The sequence below is a fragment of the Micromonospora parastrephiae genome (assembly GCF_016802865.1).
GTDB classification, from domain to species: Bacteria; Actinomycetota; Actinomycetes; order Mycobacteriales; family Micromonosporaceae; genus Micromonospora; species Micromonospora parastrephiae.
Genome location: NZ_JAEVHM010000161.1, coordinates 1 through 12,955, shown reverse-complemented (window position 1 = coordinate 12,955; position 12,955 = coordinate 1). Strand labels below are relative to the sequence as shown.

Sequence of the window (12,955 nt, the reverse complement as noted above, 5' to 3'; positions counted from 1 at the left end):
ATCGCGACGAGCGTGCTGCTGCGGCCCGGCGAGGCCGTGCCGGACCGCGGCTGGCCGGCGGCGTCACCCACGGGGTACGGCTGGCTGCCGCTGCTCGCCGGTGTCGCGCTGGTCGAGGCGGTGGAACGGCTGGCCGAGCTGGAAGCCACCCTGAAGTGGCCCAACGATCTGCTGATCGGCGACGCGAAGTGCGCCGGGGTGCTCGCCGAGGCGGTGCCCGGCCGATCGCCGGCCCAGCCGCCGGCCATCGTGCTCGGCGTCGGGCTCAACGTGACGCTGCGCGCCGACGAGTTGCCGGTGAACCCGACCGGGTTGCCCGCCACCTCGCTGCAACTGGCCGGCGCGGCGGCCACCGACCGCGATCCGCTGCTGCGGGCGTTGTTGCGCTCGGTCGCCGACTGGTACGACCGCTGGCGCGCCGCCGGTGGGGACGCGGTGACCAGCGGCCTGCGCGACGCCTACCTGGCGGCCTGCGCCACCGTCGGCCGTGAGGTGCGCGTCCTGCTCCCCAACGGTGAGGCCCTGACCGGCACCGCCACCGGGGTGGACCCGGACGGCCAACTGATGGTCACCACCCCCGCCGGCGACCGCACCCTGGCCGCCGGCGACGTCCTCCACCTGCGCTGACCTCCTCCGACACGTGGGGGCCGCGTGGCGGATGTCGTGGTGGGGCTTGGGGGGTTTACCGTCTGCGCGTCGAGAAAATGGCGTTGGAGGTTGTCGTGGCGTTTCCCGAAGACGTGCTCACCAAGGACGAGCACGTCGTGCTGCACCTGCACCCGCACTGGAAGGCGCTGATCCGGCCGATCGTGGTGCTGGTGCTGGCCATCGCCGCGGTGGTGGTCGGCGTGCTCCTGCTGCCCGAGAGTGGCGGCGGTTCGATCGCGCTCGCCGTGATCGGGGTGATCGCCCTGGTCGCGGTGCTCTGGCTCGGTCTGTGGCCGTTCCTGGTCTGGCGTACCACCCACTACCTGTTCACCAACGAGCGCGTGCTGTTGCAGCAGGGTGTCTTCTCCCGCGACCGGCGGGACCTCCCGCTCACCCGGATCAACGACCACTCGATGAACCAGCACTTCTTCGAGCGGCTGCTCGGCTGCGGCACGCTCACCATCGAGTCGGCCGGCGAGCGCGGCCAGTCGGTGCTCGCCGACGTGCCGGGGGTCAGCCGGGTGCAGACCACCCTGTATGAGCTGGTGGAGGCGCAACACGACAAGCACTCGTTGGGTGACGGGGAGATGCGCGACATCCTCGCCGACATGCGCGAGGGCAAGCCGCTGCGCGACACCACGACCTGATCCCGAACGGCTGAGATCGTTCCGGCGTACGCGCCGGGGTGGTCTCAGTCGGTCGGTTCGGGCCCGGAAGGGCCGTTTGCGGGGGACTGCTGCGCGGGAGGGTGGTTCGCGGCGGGCTGGGCCGGCCCGGCGGGGCCGGTCGAGTCGGCCGGTTCGGATGGCGCGGGGGCGGTCGGCTCCGGCTCGGTCGGGCGGAGGGCGAACCAGCCTCGGAATCGGGTCCGGAGCACCTCCTGCTCGGGCCGACCGTCGGGGCCGATGCGCAGCATGGTGCCGGTGAGGGTGGCCGTACCGAGCCCGGGGCGGGCGGTCGACGGTCGCGCGCCCATCACGTCGACCCGGACGGCGAGCCGGTCCCCGGCGCGCACCGGGGCGAGCCAGCGCAGCTCCTCCAGGCCGGGGGAGGCGTCCGCCGCCGCCCGGGACAGCAGGTGGTCGACGTACGCCCGCATGAAGAGGCTGACCGTGTAGAAGCCACTGGCGATCACGCCGCCGTGCCGGCTGGCGCCGGCCAGCTCCGGGTCGACGTGGTACCACTGCGGGTCGAACCGGCGGGCGAAGGCGATCATCTCGTCGCCGTCGACGGTGACCACGCCGAGGTCGACGGTGAGCCCCGGGACGAGGTCCTCGAAGAACAGCTCGGCGGGAGCCCCGGTGCCGGAGCGGGCTGGGGTCGTCACCGGCGGGGCGAGCGGCGGGTGCCGGCGTGCAGTTCGGCGGCGAGTTCCGCGTCCAGGTCGGCCGTGAGGCCGGCGGTCAGCGGCGTGGGGCGGCCCTGGACGGGTGCGCCGGCGGGACCGGGTGCGGCATTCGGGTCCGGACGGTCGCTGGCCTGCGCTTCCTCCAGCTCGGTGACGGTCTCGGCGAGTTCGGCCACCGGGTCCATACCGGCCATGGTGTCCCACTCGTCGCGCGGGATGTCGTGCCAGGTGGGCTCCGCCTTCGTCTCCTCTTCGGCCGGTACGACGGGCTGGAAGACGAACGTCCGGTAGGACCAGAACCGGAACAGCGTGGCCAGCAGGACACCGGCGGTCTTCGCCACGTTCAGTGCGAGGAGGCCGTGCACACCGAGCCCGTACTTGGCCGCTGCCACGGCGCCGAGCTCGATGAGCAGGCCGGCTCCGTTGAACAGGAAGAACAGGACGTACTCCCGGCGAAGCGCCGATTTCGGGCGATCCCGGTACGTCCAGTGGCGATTCATCAGGTACGACGTGATCGTGGCGACGATGGTCGCGATCACGGTCGCCTTCAACTGACCGTTGACGAAAACGGTAAGTGCAAGGACATTGAACACCGCGTAATTGATGACGGTGTTGATGCCGCCGACGATGCCGAACTTGAGCGCCTCGTGGATGAACTTCTGCCAGCGCTCAGGCAGCAGACGGACAAGACGCATGCGAAACACCTTAGGGCAGTCGGAGAGGCCGGCGATCACCGGCTGGACGAGGTGGGCGGCAGGTCACGCCCCGTGGTCACGGTCGTGCTTCACCTGCGGAACGGTCCGGGTTCCCGCTTCGACGAAGACGAACCGCCGGTAGGACCAGAATCGGAACAGCGTGCCGAGGCCCGTGCCGACGACGAAGCTGGCGACGTTGTCGGCCAGTTGTGTCTGGAACACGGACGGCCAGATGCTGCCCAGCCCGTACCGGCTGATCGCGAGGCAGGCCACCGCGATGCCGAGACCGACTGCGTTGAAGAAGAAGAACAGCGCGTACTCCCGGGCGGGGTTGTTGCGCTGGCGGTGCCGCCAGGTCCAGAACCGGTTTCCGACGAAGGCGACGGTGGCCGCGATCACGGTGGAGATCGTCTTCGCGGTCACCTGCTCGACTCCGCGCACGGTGGTCAGGTAGTTGAACAGCGCGAAGTCGAGGAGGAAGGCGATCCCGCCCACGGTGGCGAACTTGCTCAACTCGCGGAAGAGGTGACCGAAGCGGTCGAGCAGCACGCGGACCGGACCCCGTCGGGTCTGCCGGGGACCCGGTTGCTCCCCGGTCATTGTGGCGGCCACGGGCCGAGCCTACCGGCTGGTGACCAGTCAGCGGGGGAGCAACGACGAGCGGGCGTCGACGCTCGTGCCGGCCCATCAGCGGGTGCGCCGCCACTGCACACACAGTAACCAATCGGGAGGACTGACGCGCCTCCGAACGGGAATCCACGGACCGGTCGGCGGGACAGGTCCACGGCCCGACCGCCACTCACGTCGGCCGGGGTGCACAACAAGATTTGCGTGAAACTGCGCGGGAAAGCGGGTATCAGATCGTGATGCCGCAGCGTGGCCGTACCTTGTGCAGTTCTTCACAACCAGTCCCACTGACTCGGAAGGCTGCCCGGTTTACGCTGAGCCCAATCCCAGGTTTCCACGAAGCGACGCATCGCGCCGCTGAGACTCGTGCATCCCATAGATCGGTCAGCGTCGACCACAAGGAGATGTGTCATGGTTGCTCCGGCTGTTGTGCGGGGTATTGATCAGGCCCCGACGTCCCATCCGAAACTGCTTGCCTGGGTCCGTGAGGTCGCGGAACTGACCACCCCCGAGCGGGTCGTCTGGGTGGACGGGTCCGACGAGGAGTGGCGCCGCCTCACCGATGAGCTGGTCGAGGCCGGCACGCTGATCCGGCTGAACCCGGAGAAGAAGCCCAACTCGTTCTACGCGCGCACCGACCCGACGGACGTCGCCCGGGTCGAGGAGCGCACCTTCATCTGCTCCGTCGACGAGGCGGACGCCGGCCCCACCAACAACTGGATGGCGCCGGCCGAGATGAAGCGGACGATGACCGAGTTGTACCGCGGCTCGATGCGCGGTCGCACCATGTACGTCATCCCGTTCGTCATGGGCCCGGTCGAGGCCGAGAGCCCGATGTTCGGCGTCGAGATCACCGACAGCCCGTACGTGGTCGCGTCGATGCGCATCATGACCCGGATGGGTGCCCGGGTCCTCGAGGCGATGGGTGACGACGCGGACTTCGTGCACGCGTTGCACTCCATCGGCGCCCCGCTCGCCCCGGGCCAGCAGGACGTGTCGTGGCCGTGCAACGAGACGAAGTACATCTCGCACTTCCCGGAGACCCGCGAGATCTGGTCGTTCGGCTCCGGTTACGGCGGCAACTCGCTGCTCGGCAAGAAGTGCTACTCGCTGCGGATCGCCAGCGTGATGGGCCGGGACGAGGGCTGGCTCGCCGAGCACATGCTGATCCTCAAGATCACCTCGCCGGAGGGCAAGGTCCACCACATCGCGGGTGCTTTCCCGTCGGCTTGCGGCAAGACCAACCTGGCCATGGTGGAGCCCACCATTCCGGGCTGGAAGGTGGAGACCATCGGCGACGACATCGCCTGGATGCGGTTCGGCCCGGACGGCCGGCTCTACGCGGTCAACCCGGAGTACGGGCTGTTCGGCGTCGCGCCCGGCACCGACTGGAAGACCAACGCCAACGCCATGCGCACGCTGGACCGCGGCAACTCGATCTTCACGAACGTGGGCCTCACCGACGATGGCGACGTCTGGTGGGAGGGCATGGGCGAGCCGCCGGCGCACCTGATCGACTGGAAGGGCAACGACTGGACGCCGGAGAGTGAGGGCCTCTCCTCGCACGCGAACAGCCGGTTCTGCACCCCGATCACCCAGTGCCCGATCCTCGCCGACGAGTACTTCGACCCCAACGGCGTGCCGATCGACGCGATCCTCTTCGGTGGTCGCCGTAAGGACACCATCCCGTTGGTGACCGAGGCCCGCGACTGGGTGCACGGCGTCTACATGGGTGCGACGCTCTCGTCGGAGACGACGGCCGCCGCGTCCGGCGCGGTCGGCGTGGTCCGCCGGGACCCGATGGCGATGCTGCCGTTCATCGGCTACCACGCGGGCGACTACTTCCGGCACTGGATCGAGATGGGCAAGGGCGCCGACGGCGACGAGGCGAAGCTGCCGAAGATCTACTACGTCAACTGGTTCCGCAAGGACCCGGACGGCTCGTTCCTCTGGCCGGGCTTCGGGGAAAACTCGCGGGTGCTCAAGTGGGTCGTCGAGCGGATCGAGGGCACGGCCGACGCGGTCGAGACGCCGGTGGGCATGGTTCCGACACCTGACTCGCTGGACGTCGAGGGCCTCGACATGACTCCGGAGGACGTCCGGATCGCGCTCAAGGTCGACCCGGACGAGTGGCGCAACGAGCTGCCGATGATCACCGAGTGGTTCGAGAAGTTCGGTGACAAGCTGCCCGGCGTGCTCTGGGCCGAGTTGGATGCGCTGCGCGCCCGCCTGGACGCCGCGCAGCCGCAGCGGTAGGTGTGAACGAGGCCCGACGCGGGCACCATCGGATTCCATGAGGACGGCCGCCGAGACCGAGGTCCGGCGGCCGTCCGCCGTCCGGGCGCTCACCTTCCTGCTCGCGACGACCGCGGCGGCCACCGTCGTGGTCGAGCTGCTCAATTGGTGGTACGCCCCGGAGCAGGGCTTCGGGCTGGCGGTGCGGACCGGCTGGGCGATGCTGCGCTCGTTCGGCTTCCTGCTGCTGATCGGGCACGTCCGGCGGGGTCGGACGGTGGCCCGCCCGTTCGGGCTGATCCTCGCGGTCACCACGATCTTCGCCGTCGGCCGGCTGATCGTGCCCCGGCAGGGGGTGCCGCCCCTGCCCGGTCTGCTCGGCTTCGGCGTACTCACCGCGCTCTGCGTGGCGGTGGTCTGGCTGCTCTACCGCTCGTCGGCGCTGGCCGGGCATCTGGTCCGGCATCGGCCCCGGCTGGTCATCGACCGGGACGGCATCTCCTGGCGGGAGACCCCGCCACGCCGGCCGCAGGCCAGCGCCTGGCTGCTGACCAGCCGGGTGGCTGCGTTCACCTACAGCCCGCTGATGCTGGTGCCGGCGATGGTGGCCGGCGGCTCCATCCTGGACGGTCGGCTCACCGCCGTGCCGGCCGTGCTGTTCTGGTTCGGCGCCGGCATCGCCGCCAGCTACGCGGTGTTGTTCTGCACCGCGTTCCTGATGCGCGGCAAGGACTGGGCACGGGGACTGCTGCTCGTCGTCACCCTGCTGGTGCTCGCCGTGGACCTACCGCTGTGCTGGTGGCTGCTGGGCGTGGACGGCCTGGTGCGCGACGGCGGCCCGCTGCTCGCCGCCGCCGCACTGGCCCTGTACGGCCTACACCGAGCCCCCCGCCTGGCTGCGTGGCTTCCTCGCCAACCACAAGGGCGGCCTGATCGTGATCTCCCACGACGGCGCGCTGCTGGAGTCGGTGGTCAACAAGGTCTGGTTCCTCGACGCCACCCGATCCGTCGTCGACGTGTACAACCTGGGCTGGAAGGCGTACCTGGAGGCGCGCGAGACCGACGAGCGGCGTCGCCGCCGGGAGCGGGCCAACGCGGAGAAGAAGGCCGGCGCCCTGATGGCGCAGGCGGACAAGATGCGGGCCAAGGCCACCAAGACCGTGGCCGCGCAGAACATGGCCCGCCGTGCCGAGAAGCTGATCTCCGGTCTGGAGGAGGTGCGGGTCGCCGACCGGGTCGCCAAGGTGCGCTTCCCCAGCCCCGCGCCGTGCGGCAAGACCCCGCTCACGGCGACCGGCCTGTCCAAGTCGTACGGCTCGCTGGAGATCTTCGCCGACGTCAACGTGGCGGTGGACCGGGGCTCCCGGGTGGCCATCCTCGGGCTCAACGGCGCCGGCAAGACGACCCTGCTGCGGATGCTCGGTGGGCTGCTCACCCCGGACACCGGTGAGGTGCACGCGGGGCACGGCCTGCGGTTGGGCTACTACGCCCAGGAGCACGAGACACTGGACGTGGAGCGGACGGTGCTGGAGAACATGCGCGCCGCCGCCGTCGAACAGTCCGACACCGACCTGCGCAAGATCCTCGGCGCGTTCCTCTTCTCCGGTGACGACGTCAACAAGCCGGCCGGCGTGCTCTCCGGTGGCGAGAAGACCCGGCTCGCGCTGTCCACCCTGGTCTGTTCCGGTGCCAACGTGCTGCTGCTCGACGAGCCGACGAACAACCTCGACCCGGTCAGCCGCGAGCAGGTGCTCGACGCGATCGCCAACTATCCGGGCGCGATCGTCCTGGTCACGCACGACCCGGGCGCGGTGCTCGCGCTCAAGCCGGACCGTGCGATCCTGCTGCCCGACGGTGACGAGGACGCCTGGAGCGACGATCTGCTCGAGCTGGTCGAGCTGGCCTGACCGGGGGGTCCGCGACCCGGGCGCGGCCCGCGCTCAGCCGAGCAGGTCGACCAGCCGGTTGAATACGCCGGAGCTGGCCAGGATCACCACCCCGATGCCGACGAAGATCGCCGGCACCAGCCAGTGGCCGGCGCGCTCGACCAGCCGGACCACGCGGGGGTGCCCACCCAGCCAGGCGGCGGCGGCGCACCACGCCGCGATGAGCAGCGCGAACACCAGCAGGAAGATCGCGCTGTCGGCCGCGCCGAGGGCCCGGAACACCGGCACGTAGACGGCCACGTTGTCGGCACCGTTCGCGATCGTCACCCCGGCCACGCCGAGTGTGGACGCCACCACGGTCGGCGTCTCGTCGCCGTCGCGCAGTGCGAGGGCACGGATGCCCAGCGCGATCGGCAGCAGCCCGAGCAGCCCAGTCCACGGGTCGGGCACCACCAGCAGGCCGGCCGCGACGACCGCGCTGGCCGATGCGAGCGCGCCGATGCCGAGGTACTGACCGGCGACGATCTGCCAGGCCCGGGGTCGGCCGGTGGTGCGGGCCGAGACGAAGAAGAGCGTCAGGATGACGACGTCGTCGATGTCGGTGGCGGCGAACACCACCGCCGCTCCGGCCGCGGTGCCCAACAAGTCGATCACGCCCGAAGGTTACGGGTCGTCGACAGGCGTCGCCGCACGGCGGTGGTACACCCGGCCGACGCGGCGGGACGATCGCCAGGATCACTCTATCGGGAAGCTGACATTGCATAGCGTGTCGGTTGGCGAAGAGTTGATATCTGGCGCATGATCGTCCGAGACGGTCTAATAGGTGGGACCGTATCCGAACCGCACAGTCTGGGACGTGAGGACACAGCATGGCAGCCACTGGCACAGCCACCAGCACTGAGAAGGGTCGCCGGATCGTCGGAGCCGAGCGTCAGACGCTCGCCAAGGACCTGGTAAAGCGGTACACCTCGGGGGAGAGCATCCGCGCGCTGGCGGCCTCGACCGGCCGTTCCTACGGGTTCATCCACCGAGTGCTCACCGAGTCCGGGGTGCAGCTGCGTCAGCGCGGTGGTGCCCGGCGCCGCAAGAAGGCGTGACCCGCCCCTCAGCGTCGTCCACCAGCGCCGCGCCCCGGGCCGCCCGGTGACCGCCGAGGCGACCGGGGTCCGGCTGACCTGCGACGGGCCGGTTGCCACGGTGACGTTGTGCCGGCCCGACGTGCTCAATGCCCAGACGCCCGCGATGTGGCGCGCCATGAGCGACTTCTCGCGGGACCTGCCCGGCGACGTGCGGGTGGTGGTGGTCCGTGCCGAGGGTCGGGCGTTTTCCGCCGGCCTCGACCTCGCGGTGGCCGGTGCCTCCGGCCCGGGGTCGTTCGCCGAGCTGGCCACGCTGCCCGAGCGGGAGTGCGCGGACCAGATCGCCGAGTTCCAGGCCGCCTTCACCTGGCTGCACCGCCCCGATGTCATCTCCGTGGCGGCCGTGCAGGGCCACGCGATCGGCGCCGGTTTCCAGCTGGCGCTCGCCTGTGACCTGCGGGTTCTCGCCGCCGACGCGAAGCTGTCGATGGCCGAGGTGACCCTCGGTCTGGTGCCCGACCTGGCCGGCACCAAGCGCCTCGTCGAGCTGGTCGGCTATTCCCGGGCGTTGGAGATCTGCGCGACCGGCCGCCGGCTGGATGCCGCCGAGGCGGACCGGATCGGGCTGGCCACGCTTGTCGTACCGGCGGGCGAGTTGGACGCCGCGGTCCGTGACCTGACCGCGGGCCTGCTCGCCGGCGCCCGCGACGCCGTGGTGGAGATCAAGGCGTTGCTCGCCGGCGCGGCCGGGCGGTCGCACGCCGACCAGCAGCGTGCCGAGCGGGAGGCACAGACCCGCCGACTGCGCGATCTCGCCGGCCGGGGAGAATAGTAAGGACCGCACGGGAAGATCCGGGTTACGACCGAGGTTGTCAGAGTCGTCGGGAGAATTGACCTGACGGTGCGGTCCGCGCGACGACGACCCGGAGGTGAGCGGTGTCCAACCCGATGTCCGGCGGTGGCATGGCGGGGTGGAGCATGCTCCGGTCGATGCGCAACCGCGACGAAGTCTCCACCCACCGCCTCAAGCGTGGAGTGGCCCGGCGCATCGTGGCCTTCGCCCAGCCGTACCGACGCGACATCATCGTCTTCCTGGCCACCGTGGTGCTGGCCGCCATCATCGGCGTGGCCACCCCGGTGCTCGCCGGCGACGTGATCAACGCGATCAACCGGGGCGGCACCGAGGCGGGCCGCCTGGTGGTCCGGCTGGCCCTGTTCATCGCCGCGCTGGCGGTCGCCGACGCGCTGTTGTCACTGGCCCAACGCTGGTATTCCGCCCGCATCGGCGAGGGCATCATCCTCGACCTGCGCACCCGGGTCTACGACCACGTGCAGCGGATGCCGCTGCAGTTCTTCACCCGCACCCAGACCGGTGCCCTGGTCAGCCGCCTCAACAACGACGTGCTCGGCGCCCAACGGGCGTTCACCTCCACCCTCTCCGGCGTGGTCAGCAACGTCATCCAACTCGTGCTCACCGCCGCGGTGATGTTCACCCTCTCCTGGCAGATCACCGCGCTCTCGCTGGTGCTGCTGCCGATCTTCATCATTCCGGCGCGTCGGGTCGGGCGGCGGCTGGCCGACATCACCCGCGAGGCGTACAACCTCGACGCCAAGATGAGCGCGACCATGACCGAGCGGTTCGGGGTGGCCGGCGCGCTGCTGGTGAAGCTCTTCGGCCAGCCCGAGGTCGAGGCCCGCCGGTTCGCCGACCGGGCCGAGCGGGTGCGCGACATCGGCATCCAGTCCGCCATGTACTCGCGGACGTTCTTCGTGGCGATGCTGCTGGTGGCCTCGCTGGCGCAGGCGCTCACCTACGGCCTCGGTGGTTGGCTCGCGGTGACCGGCGGCGTCAGCGCGGGCACGTCGTGACCCTCGCGCTGCTGCTCACCCGCCTGTACGGCCCGCTCACCGCGCTGTCCAACGTCCGGGTCGACGTGATGAGCGCGCTGGTCTCCTTCGACCGCGTCTTCGAGGTGCTCGACCTGAAGCCGGGCATCGTGGAGAAGCCCGACGCGGTGCCGGTGCCCCGTCGCACCGGCCGGGTCGACTTCCGCGACGTGCGGTTCCGCTACCCGAGCGCCGCCGAGATCTCCCTGGCCTCGCTGGAGGAGGTCGCCACGCTGGACCGGACGGTCAACGAGCCCGTGCTCAAGGGAGTTTCGTTCAGCGTCGAGCCCGGGCAGATGGTCGCCCTGGTCGGCCCGTCCGGCGCGGGCAAGTCGACGCTGTCCATGCTCATCTCGCGGATCTACGACGTCACCGACGGTCAGGTGCTGGTCGGCGGGGTGGACGTACGCGACGCGACGCTCGCCTCCCTGCGCGACGAGATCGGTGTGGTCACCCAGGATTCGCACCTGTTCCACGAGACGATCGCCGAGAACCTGCGCTACGCCAAGCCGGACGCCACCGACGACGAGATCTGGGCGGCGCTGGCGGGCGCCCAGGTCGCCGACCTGGTCCGGTCGCTGCCCGACGGACTGGAGACGACGGTGGGGGAGCGCGGCTACCGGTTCTCCGGAGGCGAGAAGCAGCGCATCGCCATCGCCCGGCTGCTGCTCAAGGCCCCGTCGATCGTGATCCTCGACGAGGCGACCGCACACCTGGACTCGGAGAGCGAGGCCGCGGTGCAGCGGGCACTGTCGGTGGCGCTGGCCGGGCGTACCGCCCTGGTGATCGCGCACCGGCTCTCCACCGTCCGCGACGCCGACCAGATCCTGGTCCTCGACGGCGGGCGGATCGTCGAGCGGGGACGCCACGACGAGCTGGTCGCGGTCGGCGGGCTCTACGCCGAGCTGTACCGGACCCAGTTCGCGGTCGCCGACTCGCCCACCCCGTACGTGGACGCGACCGTTCCGGAGCCGGTGGTCATGCCGCTGGGCACGTACGTCGCCGACGAGGCGATGCCGCCCGCCGCGGCCAACTGATCCGCCCCGGCGATCAGGCTGGGCGACGGTCCGTCAGAGCCGTCGCCACCCGCAGTTCGGCGAACGCGGCGCCCAGGGTGACCGGCGTGAAGTGCGCGTTCAGGCCGCTCGGGTTGGGCAGCACCCACAGCCGCGCCCCGGCCAGCGACTCCGGCTGCGGGCCGAAGGTGGCCTTCGGCCGGCCGAACCCGATCCGGTACGCGGTCACCCCCACCACCGCCACCCAACGCGGCCGGTACCGGGCGACCTTGTCGGTCAGGATCGCGGCACCGTCGAGGAGTTCCTCGGTGCTCAGCTCGTCCGCGCGGGCGCTGGCCCGGGCGGCCATGTTGGTGATGCCCAGCCCGAGGGCGGGCAGCTCGCCCTGTTCGCTCGGGTGCAGCAGTCGGGGGGTGAACCCGCCCAGGTGCAGCGCCGGCCAGAAGCGGTTGCCGGGTCGGGCGAAGTGCCAGCCGGTGGCGGCCGACCAGAGGCCGGGGTTGATGCCGACGAACAGCACCGCCAGCCCCGGCGCGAGCACGTCGGGAATGGTGCGGTCGGCGGCGGCGGCCAGCTCCGCGCGGGTGGGCCGGACACGACCGTCCGCGGCGCGTCCGGCGGCGGCGGGTGTCACAGCCCGCGCAGCGCGCCACCGTCGACCGGCACGGTGAGGCCGGTCAGGTAGCTCGCGGCGGGGGAGAGCACGAACGCGGCCACCCGGCCGAACTCGGCCGGGTCGCCGATGCGCCGCAACGGGATGCTCGCTTCCGCCTCGGCGCGGGCCCGCTCCGGGTCGCCGGTCGCGGCGAACAGCTCGCGGTTGCGGTCGGTCAGGATCCGGCCGGGTAGCAGGCCGACCACCCGCACGCCGCGCGGGCCGTAGTCGTCGGCGACGTCCTTGGCGACGCCGACCAGACCGGGCCGTAGGCCGTTGGAGATGCCGAGGCCGGGCACCGGACCGCGGGCCGAGGTGGAGAGCACCAGCCCGATCGCGCCGCCCTCGGGCAGCGTGCCGGCGATCGTCCGGACCGCGCGGACGGTACCCAGGAAGACCGTCTCGAAGGAGACGCGCCACTGCTCGTCGGTGATCGACGCCGCGTTGCCGGCCGGCGGACCGCCGACCGAGATCAGCGCGCCGTCGATCCGGCCGAAGTGCTCGCGGGCCGCCGCGACGAGCCGCTCCGGAGTCTGCGGGTCGGCCAGGTCCGCGGTGACGCCGACCGCCCGCTGCGGCCCGCCCAGTTGCTGCGCGGCGGTGGCCACCGCGTCGGCGTCCCGGGCGGAGAGCACCACCCGCGCCCCGTCGGCGACCAGGCACTGCGCCGTCGCGTAACCCAGGCCGCGGGAGGCGCCGGTGAGCACGTACACCCGGTCGGTCAGTCCGAGATCCATGACGCCGATCCTGCCGCATCCGCTGCGTTGCCGCCAATGTCGACGGGTGGACGGACGGCGGGGCGTAGCAAGGACGGCTCGATCCGTCATCCACGGCGTCCAGCCGGAGAACCCCGCTGGTCCCGTCGAAGCCGCCCATGCG

At 71.1% G+C, this 12,955-nt stretch carries 11 protein-coding genes and 4 pseudogenes; 8 read left to right on the top strand and 7 right to left on the bottom strand.

Annotated elements, in window-relative coordinates; translation table 11 throughout:
* Both JNW91_RS24380 and JNW91_RS24375 read left to right on the top strand, forming a co-directional pair.
* Window positions 1-627, top strand: a 627-nt coding sequence (locus tag JNW91_RS24380; protein ID WP_203177744.1) for a biotin--[acetyl-CoA-carboxylase] ligase, incomplete at its 5' end; no start/stop codon positions are given.
* 95 nt (window positions 628-722) lie between these two features.
* Window positions 723-1,295: a PH domain-containing protein gene (locus JNW91_RS24375; RefSeq protein WP_203177743.1), complete on the top strand. Its 573-nt coding sequence runs from the start codon at window positions 723-725 to the stop codon at window positions 1,293-1,295.
* Window positions 1,296-1,339: 44 nt separating this feature from the next.
* Here JNW91_RS24375 and JNW91_RS24370 read toward each other — a convergent pair whose 3' ends face one another.
* The 4 genes and pseudogenes from JNW91_RS24370 to JNW91_RS34060 form a co-directional block, all read right to left on the bottom strand.
* Window positions 1,340-1,975, bottom strand: coding sequence for a MaoC/PaaZ C-terminal domain-containing protein (locus JNW91_RS24370; RefSeq protein WP_203177742.1), 636 nt, complete (start codon window positions 1,973-1,975; stop codon window positions 1,340-1,342).
* Complete coding sequence (locus JNW91_RS24365; RefSeq protein WP_203177746.1) at window positions 1,972-2,691, bottom strand: GtrA family protein; 720 nt, start codon at window positions 2,689-2,691, stop codon at window positions 1,972-1,974. Before JNW91_RS24365 ends, JNW91_RS24370 begins: the two co-directional genes overlap by 4 nt.
* 63 nt (window positions 2,692-2,754) lie before the next feature.
* Window positions 2,755-3,291, bottom strand: coding sequence for a GtrA family protein (locus tag JNW91_RS24360; RefSeq protein WP_203177745.1), 537 nt, complete (start codon window positions 3,289-3,291; stop codon window positions 2,755-2,757).
* A 210-nt stretch (window positions 3,292-3,501) separates the two neighbouring features.
* Window positions 3,502-3,594: pseudogene (locus JNW91_RS34060) on the bottom strand (GtrA family protein); the annotation flags it as partial.
* 135 nt (window positions 3,595-3,729) lie between these two features.
* Here JNW91_RS34060 and JNW91_RS24355 point away from each other — a divergent pair.
* From JNW91_RS24355 to JNW91_RS24345, 3 genes and pseudogenes are all read left to right on the top strand, one after another.
* Entirely contained in the window at window positions 3,730-5,574 is a 1,845-nt protein-coding gene (locus JNW91_RS24355; RefSeq protein ID WP_203177741.1) for a phosphoenolpyruvate carboxykinase (GTP), read from the top strand.
* Between the two features lie 37 nt (window positions 5,575-5,611).
* Window positions 5,612-6,445: pseudogene (locus JNW91_RS32640) on the top strand (hypothetical protein); the annotation flags it as partial.
* A 1-nt stretch (window position 6,446) separates the two neighbouring features.
* Window positions 6,447-7,460, top strand: a pseudogene (locus tag JNW91_RS24345) (ABC-F family ATP-binding cassette domain-containing protein); the annotation flags it as partial.
* A gap of 33 nt (window positions 7,461-7,493) precedes the next feature.
* On the opposite strand, the gene JNW91_RS24340 reads toward JNW91_RS24345, so the two are convergent.
* Window positions 7,494-8,093, bottom strand: a complete 600-nt coding sequence (locus tag JNW91_RS24340; protein WP_203177739.1) for a cadmium resistance transporter — start codon at window positions 8,091-8,093, stop codon at window positions 7,494-7,496.
* Between the two features lie 215 nt (window positions 8,094-8,308).
* On the opposite strand from JNW91_RS24340, the gene JNW91_RS24335 reads away from it, so the two are divergent.
* From JNW91_RS24335 to JNW91_RS24325, 3 genes and pseudogenes are all read left to right on the top strand, one after another.
* On the top strand, window positions 8,309-8,536 hold the full coding sequence (locus JNW91_RS24335) for a helix-turn-helix domain-containing protein (RefSeq protein ID WP_007462679.1): 228 nt from the start codon (window positions 8,309-8,311) through the stop codon (window positions 8,534-8,536).
* A gap of 46 nt (window positions 8,537-8,582) precedes the next feature.
* Window positions 8,583-9,350, top strand: coding sequence for an enoyl-CoA hydratase/isomerase family protein (locus JNW91_RS24330; RefSeq protein WP_203177738.1), 768 nt, complete (start codon window positions 8,583-8,585; stop codon window positions 9,348-9,350).
* Between the two features lie 116 nt (window positions 9,351-9,466).
* Window positions 9,467-11,442: pseudogene (locus tag JNW91_RS24325) on the top strand (ABC transporter ATP-binding protein).
* Window positions 11,443-11,455: 13 nt separating this feature from the next.
* Here the strand turns inward: JNW91_RS24325 and mug are convergent.
* Window positions 11,456-12,055, bottom strand: a complete 600-nt coding sequence (gene mug / locus JNW91_RS24320; RefSeq protein ID WP_203177737.1) for a G/U mismatch-specific DNA glycosylase — start codon at window positions 12,053-12,055, stop codon at window positions 11,456-11,458.
* Complete coding sequence (locus tag JNW91_RS24315; protein WP_203177736.1) at window positions 12,052-12,813, bottom strand: SDR family oxidoreductase; 762 nt, start codon at window positions 12,811-12,813, stop codon at window positions 12,052-12,054. Before JNW91_RS24315 ends, mug begins: the two co-directional genes overlap by 4 nt.
* Window positions 12,814-12,955: the final 142 nt, after the last annotated feature.